Source organism: Bradyrhizobium sp. 215_C5_N1_1, assembly GCF_052075935.1.
Lineage (GTDB): Bacteria > Pseudomonadota > Alphaproteobacteria > Rhizobiales > Xanthobacteraceae > Bradyrhizobium > Bradyrhizobium barranii.
Genome location: NZ_CP197228.1, coordinates 4,960,365 through 4,976,972 on the forward strand (window position 1 = coordinate 4,960,365; position 16,608 = coordinate 4,976,972).

10 protein-coding genes are annotated in these 16,608 nt (G+C 66.5%); 8 read left to right on the plus strand and 2 right to left on the minus strand.

Annotated features, from left to right (window positions below; genetic code table 11):
* Window positions 1-32 precede the first annotated feature (32 nt).
* On the plus strand, window positions 33-806 hold the full coding sequence (locus AB7G19_RS24040) for a DJ-1/PfpI family protein (RefSeq protein WP_354113146.1): 774 nt from the start codon (window positions 33-35) through the stop codon (window positions 804-806).
* Window positions 807-893: 87 nt separating this feature from the next.
* A complete protein-coding gene (locus AB7G19_RS24045) occupies window positions 894-1,541 on the plus strand; it encodes a glutathione S-transferase family protein (protein WP_354113145.1) in 648 nt (215 codons plus the stop codon).
* A 355-nt stretch (window positions 1,542-1,896) separates the two neighbouring features.
* Here the strand turns inward: AB7G19_RS24045 and AB7G19_RS24050 are convergent, their stop codons facing one another.
* A complete protein-coding gene (locus AB7G19_RS24050; RefSeq protein WP_028148726.1) occupies window positions 1,897-2,304 on the minus strand; it encodes an NADH:ubiquinone oxidoreductase subunit NDUFA12 in 408 nt (135 codons plus the stop codon).
* A 246-nt stretch (window positions 2,305-2,550) separates the two neighbouring features.
* Here AB7G19_RS24050 and AB7G19_RS24055 point away from each other — a divergent pair, with 246 nt between their 5' ends.
* The 4 genes from AB7G19_RS24055 to AB7G19_RS24070 all read left to right on the plus strand — a co-directional run bounded on the left by AB7G19_RS24055 (window position 2,551) and on the right by AB7G19_RS24070 (window position 10,785).
* A complete protein-coding gene (locus AB7G19_RS24055; protein ID WP_354113144.1) occupies window positions 2,551-3,171 on the plus strand; it encodes a BA14K family protein in 621 nt (206 codons plus the stop codon).
* Window positions 3,172-3,418: 247 nt separating this feature from the next.
* Complete coding sequence (locus AB7G19_RS24060) at window positions 3,419-3,832, plus strand: response regulator (RefSeq protein ID WP_028148724.1); 414 nt, start codon at window positions 3,419-3,421, stop codon at window positions 3,830-3,832.
* Window positions 3,829-6,087, plus strand: a complete 2,259-nt coding sequence (locus AB7G19_RS24065) for a CHASE3 domain-containing protein (protein WP_085401107.1) — start codon at window positions 3,829-3,831, stop codon at window positions 6,085-6,087. The genes AB7G19_RS24060 and AB7G19_RS24065 overlap by 4 nt, the downstream gene beginning before the upstream one ends.
* A gap of 336 nt (window positions 6,088-6,423) precedes the next feature.
* On the plus strand, window positions 6,424-10,785 hold the full coding sequence (locus AB7G19_RS24070; protein WP_354113143.1) for an autotransporter domain-containing protein: 4,362 nt from the start codon (window positions 6,424-6,426) through the stop codon (window positions 10,783-10,785).
* Between the two features lie 15 nt (window positions 10,786-10,800).
* On the opposite strand, the gene AB7G19_RS24075 is transcribed toward AB7G19_RS24070, so the two are convergent.
* Window positions 10,801-11,697 carry a DMT family transporter gene (locus AB7G19_RS24075; protein WP_354113142.1) on the minus strand — a complete coding sequence of 299 codons (897 nt, stop codon included), beginning with the start codon at window positions 11,695-11,697 and terminating at the stop codon, window positions 10,801-10,803.
* Between the two features lie 745 nt (window positions 11,698-12,442).
* Between AB7G19_RS24075 and AB7G19_RS24080 the strand changes: the two genes are divergently transcribed.
* A complete protein-coding gene (locus AB7G19_RS24080; RefSeq protein WP_354113141.1) occupies window positions 12,443-16,207 on the plus strand; it encodes a vitamin B12-dependent ribonucleotide reductase in 3,765 nt (1,254 codons plus the stop codon).
* A gap of 122 nt (window positions 16,208-16,329) precedes the next feature.
* The gene (locus AB7G19_RS24085) at window positions 16,330-16,557 is read left to right on the plus strand and encodes a hypothetical protein (protein WP_354113140.1); all 228 of its coding nucleotides are present in this window, start codon (window positions 16,330-16,332) and stop codon (window positions 16,555-16,557) included.
* Window positions 16,558-16,608: the final 51 nt, after the last annotated feature.

Consider the following 16,608-nt stretch of genomic DNA (forward strand, 5'->3'; position numbering starts at 1 on the left):
GTCCGTCAAGCTCATCTTTGGAGGACCTGCCCATGTCGTCACCGCTCCAGATCGGTCTTTTGGTGTTTCCGCGCGTCACCCAGCTCGACTTCACCGGTCCATTGCAGGTGTTCTCCTCCGTCCCCGGCGCCAAGCTGCACCTGATCTGGAAACGGATCGAGCCGGTGCCGAGCGACTCCGTGCTGACGCTGACGCCGACCACGACATTCGCCGACTGTCCGCAGCTCGACGTGATCTGCGTGCCCGGCGGCGCCGGCACCAACGACCTGCTCAATGACGAAGAGGTGCTGGATTTCCTGCGCAGGCAGGCCGAAGGCGCCAAGTACGTCACCTCGGTCTGCACGGGGGCGCTGGCGCTCGGCGCTGCCGGCCTGCTCAAGGGCTACCGCGCTGCCACCCATTGGAGCGCGATGGAGATGCTCGGCCAGTTCGGCGCGACGCCGACCAAGACGCGCGTCTGCATCGACCGCAACCGCGTCACCGGCGGTGGCGTCACCGCCGGGATCGATTTCGCGCTGACGCTGGTGTCGATCCTGGTCGACCGCACCACGGCGGAAGCGATCCAGCTCCAGATCGAATACAACCCCGCCCCGCCGTTCACGTCCGGCTCGCCCGACACCGCGCCGGCCGAGGTGCTGGCCTCGCTGAGAGAGCGCGGCGCCGCAAACCAGGCCCGCCGCCTCGAGGCGGTCAAGCGCGCGGCTGAGCGGTGTAGAGCAGAGGCTTTGCTCACGCGCCCCGAACGCAGCGCAGCACTTCCCGGGCAATGCAAAGCATCGTCCGGAAGCTCCGCACTGCTGACATGACGCTGTCAGGAGCCTGTCGCGACAATCCATATCGCGCCCAACGCCCACGGACGCTTCCCGGTCGCGTGCGCACAGGAGGATCTGACCATGGCGCGATACCGGCTGCACTGCATCGGAGCTTCGGGCAATTCGTTCAAGGTCGCGCTATTCCTCAACTGCGCCGGGCTCGACTGGGAGCCGGTCGGCCTCGACTTCGCCGGCGGCGAGACCCGCACGCCTGACTGGCGGGCCGCAACCAATGTCATGGGCGAGGTCCCCGTCCTCGAGGTCGATGGCCGGCACATAAGCCAGTCCCGTGCGATCCTGCTGCGGCTCGCCGAGACTCACGGCGTGTTCCGTCCGACGCCCGAGGAGACGTTCGAAGCCACGCGCTGGCTGCTGTTCGACAACCACAAGTTCACCGCGAACTTTGCCCAGCACCGGTTTCAACGCTGCTTCATGCCGGAGCCCGCCCATCCCGCTGTGCTCGCTTACTTGCGCGCGCGGACCGACAGCGCCTTCTCGATCGTCGACAGACACCTCTCCCACCGCAGCTTCATGCTGGGCGATCGGCCGACGATCGTCGATTTCTCAATGTTGGGCTATCTGTACTATCCGACCGAGGAGACGGGCTTTGATCTTGCCGCGACTTTCCCGGCGATTGATGCCTGGCGCCGGCGTGTCGCCGAACTGCCGGGCTGGAAGCCGCCCTATGAGATGATGCCAGTCGGCAACTCACCGACGCTCCATCTCTGAGAAGCGAGCAGAGCAACAGATCAAAGAAAAAGGCCGCTCGGTTTCCCAAGCGGCCTTTCCTGTCTTACGGTGGCTGCACATTCCATCGGGCGATTTCGAACTTCCAGACCGGGGGCCTATCTCCCAATCGAGTCCTCGTCGGCGGCCGCTGCATCTCGGGACAGTCGCGAACTGTTGCCCGAACCGAACGCGATGGTCTCCCATCTCCGTAAGATGGGACCATTGAGCCGCATCGCTCGCGTAGCTGCAACGCCCGCGCAGGCGCTGTCCCCGCTGTTCCCGTTGTCCACAGCAAGGTGAGGCGGATGCTGGTGCATCCACCCCCACGGCAAGGATTCGGACGGAGATCGGAAAGCTAGCCGGGCGTCCAGGGCTGGTAGTCGCCGGTCGCCTTGGGACGCTTACCGCTGGCAAGCGTCGAGCCGGAGGGCCGATAGGCGTTCGGCGTGCCGGTGGGGTTCGGCTGGTGCGGCTTTTGCCATTCGCGCGGCTGGTAGTTCTCTTCAGTCGGCGGCACATCGACGACGTGATGCATCCAGCCGTGCCAACCCGTCGGGATGCGGCTTGCCTCGGCGTAGCCGTTGTAGATGACCCAGCGCCGCTCGAAGCCGAGCGTCGGATCGATCGCCCCGCCGCGGGTCCGATAATAGCGGTTTCCCTGCTCGTCCTGGCCGACCAGCTCGCCATACCGCTTGGTCCAGAGCTGGGTGCCAAAGGTCTGGCCACTCCACCAGGTGAAGAACTTGAGGAAGAACTGTTTCATGCGGCTAGGGCCCTGCTTCGTGAGGCCCTGATGCCATCCGGGCGGCGAAATGTCCAGTTCGGCGGGGGCGGCCGTGCCCCCGCAAAATGTGGTGCCCCGGCGCAAGCACTGCCGCAAATCGGACGCGATCCGTTCATGCCGGGTACAGCGGCCGCATGGAAACCTGCGCCATACGCGCACACCGGCGTGAACCCTGGAACCGCGGGCCCTTCAAGAGGTTTGCTTCAGGGAATAAGGAGTTTGAACATGAAAAGTCTGAGAATTTTGAGCGCCGCGGCAGCGGTAGCGTTGGTCCTTCCGTTGGCGACGCCGAGCTTCGCCCAGGGCCGTGGCGGCCACGGCGGTGGCGGCGGTGGTCATTTTGGCGGTGGTGGCGGCGCCCATTTCGGCGGTGGCGGCGCCCGCATGGGCGGCGGCAGCTTTGGCGGCGCGCGGTTCGGTGGCGGCGGCGGCAATTTCGCAGCCGGAGCCATGCGCCCGAGCGCCGGCCTAGCCATGCGTCCGACCGCAGGAGCCACGTTTAGTGGTGGCGGCGGCCGTCCCCTCGCAGTCGCGGGTAACAACTGGCGCGGCGGCGGTGGCAACTGGCACGGTGGCGGCTGGCGTCGTCACGGTGGCGGTTTCTGGCCGGGCGTCGCAGCCGGTGCTGCGATCGGCGGGCTCGGCTCCTACGCCTACTACGGTGGGGGGTACTACAACGATCCCTACTACTATGGCGACGACAGCTATTATGACGAACCGTCGGTCGCAGTGGTGCCGGATAGCGGTGGTGACTCGTCGGCTTATTGCGCGCAGCGCTACAAGTCCTACGATCCGGCCTCGGGCACGTATCTCGGCTATGACGGCCAGCGTCATCCCTGCCCGTAAGCAGATCGACAACGCTTGAAGGAAGAGGCGTCGCATCGGTGCGGCGCCTCTTTCGTTTGTCGCGCGCTCATCGCCAGTTTCGCGCGCAGCCCGCGCATCTCGTGCGACGATCTATACATGCGAGGCGCGAGGGACCTTTATTCACCGCACCGTGCATATCTACAATGATCCAATCCCAAATTGACCCGTCCCGCGATTCGCCTATATCACCGATGAATGTTGGGACTTCGATCTACTGGGAAATGTCATGCCGCGTATCCTCGTGGTAGATGACGATCCGATGGTCGGCGCGACCATCGAGGTTCTGCTCCAGCGTCAGGGCTTCGATGTCACGATGGCTGACGGCGGCGAAACGGGACTGGCTGCGCTCGAAGCGCAGACGTTTGACGTGATGCTGGTCGACATCTTCATGCCGCACATGCGCGGCTTCGAATCCATCCGCATCTTTCACGAGCGCGCGCCGGCGATCCCTCTGATCGCGATGTCCGGCTACGCCTTCGCCTCGTCCGCCTCGCCCTCCCCCGATTTCCTCCGCATGGCATTGGAACTCGGCGCGACACGCTGCCTGCGCAAGCCGTTCACGCCGGACGCGCTCCTGACCACGATCCGGGAATGCCTCGGCGAGGCCGCGCAGCCGAAGGACAAGAAAGAAGCCCCTTGATCCCAACGCAGCGCGTCATTCTCGGTGCTGGACTTGCAATCCTCCTGATCATCACCGCCGCCTCGATCGGACTCGACGTCAAGTCGCGGTTCGATGCCGCCTGGGTCAATCACACCATCGAGACGCAGAAGAAGATCTCCGATCTGCGCGTGCTGATGCGCCACGCCGAGAGCGCCGCGCGCGGCTACGAGATCTATCGCAACCCGAGCTTCAGCGACGAGTTTCAGGCGGTGCACGCCCAGCTCGCGCCGGCGCTCGCCGACCTCAAGCGCAGCCTGCGTGACAATCCGGATCAGGTCGCGCTCATGGAGGGCACCGAGTCGCTGGCGCTGCGCCGGGTCGAGATCGCCGCAGAGGTGATGCGCCTGCGCGCCGAGAACAACCAGGCCGGCGTTGCCGCGCTTCAGGGCAAGGCCGAGGGCCGCGGCCTGATGGACACGGTGATGGGCAATCTCGATCATCTGAGCGCGGAGGAAGAGCGATTGCTCGCCGCCCGCGCCCAGAGTTCACGCCGAACCGGCATCGTCCTGCTCGGCATCGACGTGATCGGCGCGCTGGTGATCCTGCTGCTGGTCGCAATGCTGATGCGCGAGAGCCAGCGCACCACGGTCGCGCTGAAGAGCACGCTGCTGGAGACCACGGCGGCGAAGGAGCAACTCGAGGCGGCCGTCGCCGAGCGCACCGAGCATCTCGTCAACGCGCATGACGAGCTGCGCCTGTCGGTGAACGTGCTCCAGAGCACGTTCCACAGCATGGCCGAGGCTGTGCTGGTGATCGACGCCGAGGGCACTGTCCTTCTGTCCAATCCGGCCGCGGAGCGCATCTTGCTGCATCGCGCCGGGATGAGCCTGCGCAATCTGCGCGCCCTGTCCGACGTGTTTCACGGCGACGGCGTCACGCCGCTCAGGGCGGACGAACTGCCCTCGACGCGCGTGCTGCGCGGCGAGCAGTTCGAGAATCTGGAGATGATCGTCCGCCCGCATAACGGCAACGATCCCCGCCATCTGATGATCAGCGGCCGGCCGATGCGCGACGGACAAGGCAACGTCTCCGGCGCCGTGCTGGTCTATCACGACGCGACCACGTCGCGCGAAACCGAGCGACAGCTGCACCAGTCGCAGAAGCTGGATGCGATCGGCAAGCTGACCGGCGGCGTCGCACACGACTTCAACAACATGCTCACGGTGATCTCCGGCAATACCGAGACGCTGGTGGCGAGCCTGAAGCAGCAGCCCGAGCTCCAGCGCGTGGCGCGGCTGATCGACGATGCCGCCGAGCGCTGCGCCGAGCTGATCCAGCATCTGCTCGCCTTTGCACGTCGGCAGCCGCTCCAGCCGCGCAATGTCGAGATCAACGGCGCGATCGCCGATATCGCCAAGCTGCTGCGCCCCACCCTCGGCGAGCAGATCCAGATCGAGACCGTGCTGGAACAGGGACCGATGACCGCGCACATCGATCCGTCCCGCCTCACCAATGCCGTGCTCAACATGGCGATCAACGCCCGCGACGCCATGCCGAACGGCGGCAAGCTGCTGCTCGAGACCCACCACGTCGTGCTCGACGAGGCCTACGCGCAGGCCCACGTGGAGGTGCAGCCCGGCCCCTACGTGATGCTCGCGGTCAGCGACACCGGCACCGGCATGTCGGCGGACATCCAGCAGAAGGCCTTCGAGCCGTTCTTCACCACCAAGGAGGTCGGCAAGGGCTCGGGCCTCGGCCTCTCCATGGTCTACGGCTTCGTCAAGCAGTCCGGCGGCCACATCAAGATCTACAGCGAGGAAGGCCACGGCACCACGATCAAGCTCTATCTGCCGCCGGGCGACGGCATGACGGATGCGGCGGCCCCGGTGGCGCCCCAGGCCGAAGGCGGCGCCGAGACCATTTTCGTGGTCGAGGACGACACGCTGGTGCGCAACTTCGTCACCGCGCAGCTGCAGAGCCTCGGCTACGACACGGTCGCCGCGCCCGACAGCCGGGCCGCGCTGGACATGATCGAGGCCGGCCAGGACTTCGACCTCCTGTTCACCGACGTCGTCATCCCCGGCGGCATGAGCGGCCGCGAGCTCGCCGAAGAGGTGGCCAAGCGCCGGCCGGGCGTGAGGGTGCTCTACACCTCCGGCTACACCGACAACGCCATCGTCCACCACGGCAAGCTCGACGACGGCGTGCTGCTGCTGACTAAGCCCTACCGCCGCAACCAGCTCGCCGAGATGATCAGGAAGGCGCTGAACGGCGGCGGGATGACGGCGGGCTAGAGCACTTTCTCACGGCTTCGAAAGCGCGCGGATTGTCTGTGCGCTCGGCTGAGAACTGCACTGAATTACGAATGCTCACTGACGTCATCCGCGGTCTCGCGGCGGGTGTCGATGTTGTTTTCGGGTGACAGGCGACCGAAATCAAACGGTATTCCTGGCAGGCAAGACCATTCTCGTTGAGCCGCTTCGGCGAGCGAATATGTTGCGGTCTGTTTCTGAGGATTTCACCTCGGAATGGCCTGCGGGTCGGTGCCAAGGCTGCCGGTAATACAATTGATAATTGAATCGAGAATTGGTTCTTGTCCGACCCGGCGCCGTTTCAGGCTCCCCACATTGTTGGCGAGCACGGCTGTCGCACTGGCGCTGACGATCGTGTCGGTGCGCGCCGACGGCGGCGCTGGCGGAGCCGGTGGCAATGGCACGGGCGGCGGCGGTGGCGCGGCCGGTACCAGCGCCTCTCCTAACGGTGGGAATGGCGGTGACAACGCGACCGGACAAGGCGCGGGCGGCGGCGGCGGCGCTGCCGCAGGCGGCACCGGAGGCTCCGGGGGCACGGCCACCTCAGGCGGCAACGGCGGACTGGGCGGTGATGGCGGCAACGTTGTCGGTGGCAACGGCGGAAACGGCGGCAACGGCAACTCAGCCCTCACTGCGGGTAGTGGCGGTGGCGGCGGCGGTGGCGGCGAAGGTGCGCTCGGTGCCGGCTCCGGTGGAGCGGGTGGCGCCGGCGGTCACGGCGGCGCCAGTGCGAGCGGCGCCGATGGTTCTGCTGTCATTGGCGGCCTTGATGCGAGCGCGGGAGGGGGCAGCGGCGGCATCGGCGGCGGCGGCGGTGGGGGTGGCACCGGCGTAGAGGTCAGCGTCGGCGGCAGCACGCTTTCGATAGCGGTGACCGGCGGCGCGGGTGGGGTTGGTGGCAGTGGCGGCGCCGGCGGGAGCGGCGGCAATGGAGCCAGTGCTCTCTCCCTGGGCGTCGCTGGTGTGACCGGCGGGACCGGTGGCGACGTCCTCGGCAGCGGGGGCGCTGCCGGCGGCGGCGGCAATGGCGGCACCGCCGTGCAAGTCACCGGCGCAGGCACCACGACGGTCCTGCAAACGGTCGCTGGCGGCGATGGCGGCAGCGGCGGGCGCGGCGGTACAGCGGGTAACGGCGGGAGCGGTGGTGCGGGCGCTTCCGGCGCCAATGTTCTCGGCGCGCTCGATGGCGGGACCGGTGGAAACGGCGGCAATAGCGGGGTTGGTGCCGGCGGCAACGGTGCGATCGGCGGCAGCGGTGGCGATGGCATCCAGGTCACGGGTGGCGGCACCGTGACGATTTTGCAAAGCGTCACGGCAGGTACCGGCGGCAGCGGTGGCGCTGGCGGTGCAGGCGGCGCCGGCGGCATGGCCGGCAACGGCGGCAACGCGGGATCCAGCATCGGGCTCGGCGTAGCCGGCGGGCGCGGTGGCAATGGTGGCACTGGCGGCAGCGCCAGCGCCCACGCAGGCGATGGCGCCAATGGTGCCGGCGGTGGCGTTGGTCTGCAGGTGACGAGCGGTGGCACGCTCTCAATTTCCCAAACGATCATGGGAGGCGCCGGTGGCAATGGCGGCGCTGGCGGCAACGGCGCCAATGGCGGCGCAAGCGGGACTGGCGGCGCCGGCGGCACAGGCGACAATGGCGCCAACGGGTCCTCCGGCTCCGGCTTTCTCAATGGCAACAACGGTCTGGTTGGTGGCGCTGGCGGCAACGGCGGGAATGGTGGCGCCGGCGGAAATGCCGGCATTGGCGGTAGCGGATCCAGCGGCGGCGATGGTGTCCAGCTCACGAACGGCGGGACCGTTACAGTTTCGGGCAGCATCGCTGGTGGCGCCGGCGGGTTTGGCGGCTCCGGCGGCAATGCCGGCAACGGCGCCGCCGGGGGCAACGGCAGTGACGCCGGCACAGCGGGCACCGGCGGTGCTGGCGCGAGTGCCCTTCTCCCGGCCGTCGCTGGCGGCAGCGGCGGCAGCGGCGCCGCCGGCGGAATGGGTGGCAACGGCGGGAGCGGAGGAAGCGCCGGCAATGCCGGCGTAGGTGGTCATGGCGGCGCCGGCGGCGCCGGCGCGACCATTTCAAACGGTGGCACGCTGACCAATCAAGGCATCATCACCGGCGGCGATGGCGGCCGCGGCGGCACCGCAGGTAGTGGCGGCAACGGCGGCGCCGGTGGCAATGCGGGCAACGGCGGTGTCGGCGGCGTTGGCGGCGCCGGCGGCAACGGCACCGCTGGCGTCAACGTGGCCGGCTCGACCGACGGCGGCAATGGCGGCAACGGCGGGACCGGCGGATTTGGCGGTGCCGGCGGCAATGCCGGCAACGGTGGCAGCGCCTCGAGCCGCGGCGGCAATGGCGGCTATGGTGGCACCGGCGGCGTTGGCGCCGCCTTCTCCAACGGCGGCACGCTGATCAATCGCGGCACGATCACCGGCGGCAATGGCGGCATCGCCGGGGCCGCGGGCAGCGGTGGCCTCGGCGGCACCGCGGGCAGCGCCGGCAGCGGTGGTGTCGGCGGCTCCGGCGGCGTCGGCGGTGCCGGGGCCTTGGCCGCCAGCGGCGGCACGAACGGCACCACGGGGACGAACGGCTTCTCCGGCGTGAGCGGCAGCGCCGGCGCGAGCGGTAGCTCCGGCAGCAGCACCGTCACCGCCGGGGTCTCCGGCGCGGTCGGTGCAGGCGGCGCCGGCGTCATCGGCACCAATCTCAGCATCATCAACAGCGGATCGATTTCCGGCGGTCTCGCCGGCGACGGCGTCACGCGTGCCAACGCCATCACCTTCACCGGCGGCACCAACACGCTGCAGCTTCAGGCCGGCTACAGCTTCAGCGGCAACGTCGTCGATCAGACGGGCAACGGCACCTTGCAGTTCGGCGGCAGCACCAACCCCACTGCTTCTTTCGATGTCTCGCTGATCGGCGCCGCTGCGCAGTATCGAGGCTTCGCGAGCTTCGAGAAGACGGGCGCTTCGACCTGGACGCTAAGCGGCACCAATAGCGCTGCATTGCCGTGGTCGATCGCCGCCGGCACGCTGCTGGTGAACGGCTCGCTGGCCAATTCGACCATGACCGTGAACGCCGGCGGCACGCTTGGCGGCACGGGCACTGTCGGCGCAACGACGGTCAATGCCGGTGGCACGTTCGTGCCTGGAGCCGTCAACACTCCGGGGACGTCGACGACGGTCGCCGGCAATCTGGCCTTCCAATCGGGCGCGCTCTACGTCGTTGCGCTCAATCCATCGACGTCGAGCTTCGCCAACGTCACCGGCGCGGTGACGTTGACGGGCGCGACCGTGGTCGCGAATTTCCTGCCCGGCAGCTATGTCTCGAAGACATACACGATCCTGACCGCGGCCGGCGGACGGGGCGGAACGACGTTCGCGGGCATCACCAATATCGGACTGCCGACGGGCGCGAGCGATACGCTGAGCTATGACGCCAACAACGCCTATCTGAACCTGACGGCCGCCTTCACCAATTACACCGGCCTCAACGTCAACCAACAGAACGTCGCCAACGCGCTGACCAACGCCTTCAACAACAACGGCGGCCTTCCGATGGGCTTCTTCGGGCTCGATCCCGCCGGCTTGACCCAGGTCTCCAGCGAGAGCGCCACCGGCTCTCAGCAGACGACGTTCAACGCGATGAACCAGTTCATCGGCGTGATGACGGATCCATTCATCTCCGGTCGCCGCGGTCCCGTCAGCGCCGGCGGCCCGCCGAATGCGTATGCCGAGGACGGCTCGGCCTACGCGGCACGCAGTCGAACTGTTGGCGAGCGCGACGCTTATGCGGCGATGTCCACCAAGGCGCTGGCAGTCCCGACCTTCGAACAGCGCTGGAGCGTGTGGGCCGCCGGCTTCGGCGGCTCGCAGACCACGGCCGGTAACGCAATCATCGGCTCGAACAACAGCGCGAGCAGCATCTACGGCATCGCGGTCGGTGCGGACTATCGGGTCTCGCCGGACACGCTCGCGGGATTTGCGCTGGCGGGCGGCCGCACCGGCTTCAACGTCAACGGCCTCGGCTATGGCAGCTCCGACCTGTTCCAGGCCGGCGCCTTCGTTCGCCATAACATCGGTGCGGCCTACATCATTGCTGCGCTGGCTTATGGCTGGCAGGACATCACGACCAACCGCATCGTCACGGTCGCCGGCATCGACCACCTGCGCGCCGAGTTCAATGCGAACGCGTATTCGGGCCGCCTGGAAAGTGGCTACCGCTTCGTCATGCCGACGCTGGGCGGTCTCGGCATCACCCCTTACGCCGCAGGGCAATTCACCACATTCGACCTGCCGGCCTATGCCGAAAGTGTCGTCGCCGGTTCGTTGTTGTTTGCACAGACCTATGCCGCCAAGAGCGTGACCGACACGCGCAGCGAGCTCGGCATTCGCACCGACAAATCATTTGCCATGCAGAACGGCATCGTCACGCTGCGCGGCCGCCTTGCATGGGCGCATGATTTTAATCCGGATCGTTCGATTGCCCCGACCTTCCAGTCGCTGCCGGGCGCAAGCTTCGTCGTCAACGGTGCGGCGCAGGCGCCCGACTCTGCGCTGACCACAGCCTCGGCCGAATGGCAGTGGACCAACGGCTGGTCTGCCGCCGCGACGTTCGAGGGCGAGTTCTCGAATGTCACGCAAAGCTATGCCGGCAAGGGCGCGATCCGCTACGCATGGTGATGCCTGGTTCTCGAGCTAGCGCGTCGCCAGCACCACGGCAGCCAGCGTGAAGATCAGCGCGGCGATCTGGCCCGGCCCCAACGGCTCGCCCAGCGCCAGCGCGGAGGCGACCACGCCAATGACAGGCACGGCCATGGTGCCGATCGCGGCGACCGAGGCCGGCAGGCGCGCCAGCGCTGCGAACCAGCTGACATAGGCGATGCAGAACTGCACCACGGTGGAATAGACCAGCAGCCACCAGCCGACCGGCGTCACCAGCGAAAGATGCGTGGTCTCGACCAAGAGGCCGATGATCGAGATCGGCAGGCAGCCGATCCCGATCTGCCAGGCCGCGGCCGTGATCGGCGGCAGATGGATCGGGTACTTCTTCGAGAACACCGTGCCGATGGCGAAGCCGAGCGCGCCGGCCAGCGCCATGATGATGCCCGGCAGCTTCTCCACGCTCGCGGCAAAGCCGTTGCCGCCCATGATCGAGGCCAGGCCGATGAAGGCCATCACCAGCCCCAGCGTGCGCAGCACGGTCGGCCGCTCGCCCAGCACCGGCCAGGCGATCAGCGAGGCCCAGACCGGCATGGTGTAGGCAATCAGCGCCGCCTCGCTGGCCGGCAGCCAGAGCAGCGCCAGGCCCATCAGCACCATCCAGCCGGTGACGTTGAGGACGGCGGCGGTCAGGAGCCGCGGCCAGATCCCCGGCCCCACCTTGAGGCTCTGCCGGCGGATCAGCGCGAGGGCGGCGAGCAACACCGCGCCCAGCACGCCAGTCACCCCGCGCAGCGTCAGCGGCGGCAGCTCGGACAGCAGGAACTTCGTCACCGGCCAGTTGAAGCCCCAGCCGATCGAGGTGATGGCGAGGAACATCAGGCCGGCCGGGGCGATGCGCGGTCGCGCATCCCGGCGAGTCGAATCAAGCATGTGGGGTACCCGGCAAAATCGCGGTCAGCTTGGCGCGGATTCGCACGCGCCACCACCACCCCGGCGGGCATGCCTGCCCTCACCTTCCGTAGCCCTACGTGAGTCCCGCTGAGGCAAGCCCGGTCCCGAAAAATATACCTGCCCTGTGAACAGCGGGGTGAAGGGTCCGTATCGTCACGGGATGCAAATTTTTTTGGTTGGGAATCCCTGAGGACTCACTGATACTTGGCTCAACAACAGGCGCGGGCTTGCCCCCTGTTATCCCCCGCAATCCACCATATTTAGTATTTGATTCAGGAACTCGCACTAGTTCTTGACGGGCGCAACGGAGAGTCCTAGCTTTCGGTCCGTTCGGCGCGAGTGAGTTTGCGTCCCGCCGGCACTCCCCCAAAGGGTCTCGCAAATCGCCACTCCGCCAAGCCAGCCAAAGGCCGCGGATGAGGGCTTGTCTGCCCTCGAAATGCAGACCTTCGGGCGCCAGAACGGGCCGGCAACAGGCTCGGATGGCATTGGTTGAAGTGGCGTGTGGGGCGTTGAACGCATGTCGCGCACATCCCCTTGGGGGCGGATGGGTGTGGACATGCCGGCGGATGAGAACCATCGCGCCGGGAGAAACTGGGCCGGATCCACCGGCTGAACTGCGAAGCCTTTGGGCCGATGAGGCCCTCGGAGGAATCGCGAACCGAAATAGCGACCCGGGCGCCTTGCGGAGGCAGTCCGGCAGATAAAAGGACGGGGCAAGACCATGCGGATTGAGCGGCGCCACACCACTTCGGGACAGTCACCTTACGCCGGGATCGATTTCCGGCTGACCACGTCGGAGATCCGGAATCCCGACGGCTCGGTCGTGTTCAAGCTTGAGAACGTCGAGGTGCCGACCGAGTGGTCGCAGGTCGCCTCCGACGTGCTCGCCCAGAAGTACTTTCGCAAAGCGGGAGTCGCCGCGCGCCTGAAGAAGGTCGAGGAGGAATCCGTCCCCTCCTTCCTGTGGCGCTCCGTGCCCGACACCGAGGCGCTCGCCGCTCTCCCTGAGAAAGAGCGCTTCGTCAGCGAGCTCAGCGCAAAGCAGGTGTTCGACCGGCTGGCCGGCTGCTGGACCTATTGGGGCTGGAAGGGCAACTACTTCTCCTCCGACGAGGACGCCCAGACCTTCTATGACGAGATCCGCTACATGCTCGCCATGCAGATGGTCGCGCCGAACTCGCCGCAATGGTTCAACACCGGTCTGCACTGGGCCTATGGCATCGACGGCCCCGGCCAGGGCCACTATTACGTCGACCCCTTCACCGGCAAGCTGACCAAGTCCAAGTCGGCCTACGAGCACCCGCAGCCGCACGCCTGCTTCATCCAGGGCGTCGGTGACGACCTCGTCAACGAGGGCGGCATCATGGACCTCTGGGTCCGCGAAGCGCGCCTGTTCAAGTATGGCTCCGGCACCGGCTCCAACTTCTCCCGCCTGCGCGGCGAAGGCGAAAAGCTCTCCGGCGGCGGCCGCTCGTCCGGCCTGATGAGCTTCCTCAAGATCGGCGACCGGGCAGCCGGCGCGATCAAGTCGGGCGGCACCACGCGCCGCGCGGCCAAGATGGTCGTGGTCGACGTCGATCACCCCGACATCGAGACCTATATCGACTGGAAGGTGAAGGAGGAGCAGAAGGTCGCCGCTCTCGTCACCGGCTCCAAGATCAACCAGAAGCACCTCAAGGCGGTGCTGAAGGCCTGCGTGAACTGCGAAGGTTCGGGCGACGATTGCTTCGACCCCGAGAAGAACCCGGCGCTCCGCCGCGAGATCAAGCTCGCGCGCCGCAGCCTCGTGCCTGACAATTACATCAAGCGCGTGATGCAGTTCGCCAAGCAGGGCTACAAGGACATCCAGTTCGACGTCTATGACACCGACTGGGATTCGGAAGCCTACCTCACGGTATCAGGCCAGAACTCCAACAACTCGGTCTCGCTGAAGGACGACTTCCTCCGCGCCGTGGAAACGGATGGCGACTGGAATCTCGTCGGACGCACCACCAAGAAGATCACCAAGACGCTGAAGGCGCGCGACCTCTGGGAGAAGATCGGCTACGCCGCCTGGGCGTCGGCCGATCCCGGCCTGCACTTCAACACCACCATGAACGACTGGCACACCTGCAAGGCGTCCGGCGACATCCGCGCGTCCAATCCGTGCTCGGAATACATGTTCCTGGACGACACCGCCTGTAACCTGGCGTCTGCGAACCTGCTGACGTTCTACAACACCGAGACCAAGCAGTTCGACGTCGCCGGCTACGAGCACCTCTGCCAGCTCTGGACCATCGTGCTCGAAATCTCCGTGATGATGGCGCAGTTCCCGTCGCGCGCGATCGCCGAACTCTCCTACGAGTTCCGCACGCTCGGCCTCGGCTATGCCAACATCGGCGGCCTCTTGATGACCATGGGCCTGTCCTATGACAGCAAGGAAGGCCGCGCGCTCTGCGGCGCCCTCACCGCTGTGATGACCGGCATCACCTACAAGACCTCCGCGGAAATGGCTGCTGAACTGGGCACCTTCCCGGGCTACAAGAAGAACGCCGCGCACATGCTGCGCGTGATCCGCAACCACCGCCGCGCCGCCCACGGCCAGTCCAACGGCTACGAGGCGCTCTCGGTGAACCCGGTGCCGATGGACCTCGTGTCCTGCCCGCAGGCTGACATCGTCAGCCACGCGCAGGCAGCCTGGGATGCGGCGCTCGAGCTCGGCGAGAAGCACGGCTATCGCAATGCCCAGACCACGGTGATCGCGCCGACCGGCACCATCGGCCTCGTCATGGATTGCGACACCACCGGCATCGAGCCCGACTTCGCCCTGGTGAAGTTCAAGAAGCTCGCCGGCGGCGGCTACTTCAAGATCATCAACCGCGCGGTCCCCGCGGCGCTGCGCGCGCTCGGCTATCGCGAGAGCGAGATCGCGGAGATCGAAGCCTACGCCGTCGGCCACGGCTCGCTCTCCAACGCGCCGGCCATCAACGCCTCGACGCTGAAGGCCAAGGGCTTCACCGATGAAGCCATCGCCAAGGTCGAAAAGGCCCTGCCGACCGCCTTCGACATCAAGTTCGCCTTCAACAAGTGGACCTTTGGCGAAGATTTCATCCGCGACCAGCTCGGCATCGGTGCCGAGGCGATCGCCGCCCCCGGCTTCGACCTGCTCCAGGCCGTGGGCTTCACCAAGCGCGAGATCGAGGCGGCCAACGTCCACATCTGCGGCGCGATGACGGTGGAAGGTGCCCCGCACCTCAAGGCCGAGCACTATTCGGTGTTCGACTGCGCCAACCCCTGCGGCAAGATCGGCAAGCGCTATCTGTCGGTCGAGAGCCACATCCGCATGATGGCGGCGGCCCAGCCCTTCATCTCGGGTGCGATCTCCAAGACCATCAACATGCCGAACGACGCCACGGTGGAGGACTGCAAGTCCGCCTACATGCTGTCGTGGAAGCTGGCGCTGAAGGCCAACGCACTCTATCGCGACGGCTCCAAGCTCTCCCAGCCGCTCAACTCGCAGCTCATCGCCGACGATGAGGACGAGGAGGATGCGGTCGAGTCACTCTACGAGAAGCCGATGGCGGCGCGTGCCACCCAGGTCTCGGAAAAGATCGTCGAGAAGCTGGTCGAGCGCATCATCGTGATGCGCGAGCGCGAGAAGATGCCGGATCGCCGCAAGGGCTACACCCAGAAGGCAGTCGTCGGCGGCCACAAGGTTTACCTGCGCACCGGCGAGTATGACGACGGCCGTCTCGGCGAGATCTTCATCGACATGCACAAGGAAGGCGCGGCGCTCCGCTCCTTCATCAACAACTTCGCCATCGCGGTGTCGCTGGGCCTCCAGTACGGCGTGCCGCTCGACGAATATGTCGACGCCTTCACCTTCACCCGCTTCGAGCCGGCGGGACCCGTGCAGGGCAACGACAGCATCAAGTACGCGACCTCGATCCTCGACTACGTCTTCCGCGAGCTCGCGGTGAGCTACATGTCGCGCTTCGATCTCGCCCATGTCGATCCGACCGAGTCGAACTTCGACGCACTCGGCAAGGGCGTCGAGGAAGGCAAGGAGCCGGACGAGACCCAGCACGCGACCAAGCTGGTCTCGCGCGGCCTCACCCGCTCCCGCACCGACAACCTCGTCGTGATGCGCGGCGGCTCCGCCGCGGTCGCCCAGGGCAACGACAGCGCCCCGACCGGTGGCAGCAAGGTCACGGCGCTGGCCTCGCACGGCGCAAGCGCGCGGGTCGGCGATGCCCTGGAAGGCGCGGTCGCGCTGAAGCAGGAAGTAAGCCACGACCTCTCGCCGACCGAGAAGCTCGAGCAGCTCCAGTGGAGCAAATCCGGCACCGCGCAGACCCTGGTCCCCTCCAAGGCCGAGCGCCGCGCGGAAGCGAAGGCCAAGGGCTACGAAGGCGAGATGTGCTCGGAGTGCGGCAACTTCACGCTGGTGCGGAATGGCACGTGCATGAAGTGCGATACTTGCGGGTCCACGACGGGGTGTTCGTAACCTAGAGGAGCAGATTGCGGTGGCGGGAAAATTTCTTGGCGTGGATGGAAAGTATCACCCCATGGGGTCATTCCTTGGGGTCGATGGCAAGTATCATCCCAAGGGATATTTTCTCGGCGCCGATGGCAGATATCATCCAGCAGGGTCGTTTCTTGGCTCGGATGGTCGATACCATCGCAGAGGACAATTTGTCGGCGGCGATGGACGCTACCATCCCGCCGGCCAATTCCAGGGGACCGACGGAAAGTATCATCCAGCAGGCTCGTTCCTTGGGACAGATGGACGATATCACGCGCAAGGAGCGTTTCTCGGTCGAGACGGCCAATATCATCCTCACGGATCGTTCTTAGGCTCTGACGGTCGATACCATCTCCCCGGATCATTCCTGGGATCCGATGGCG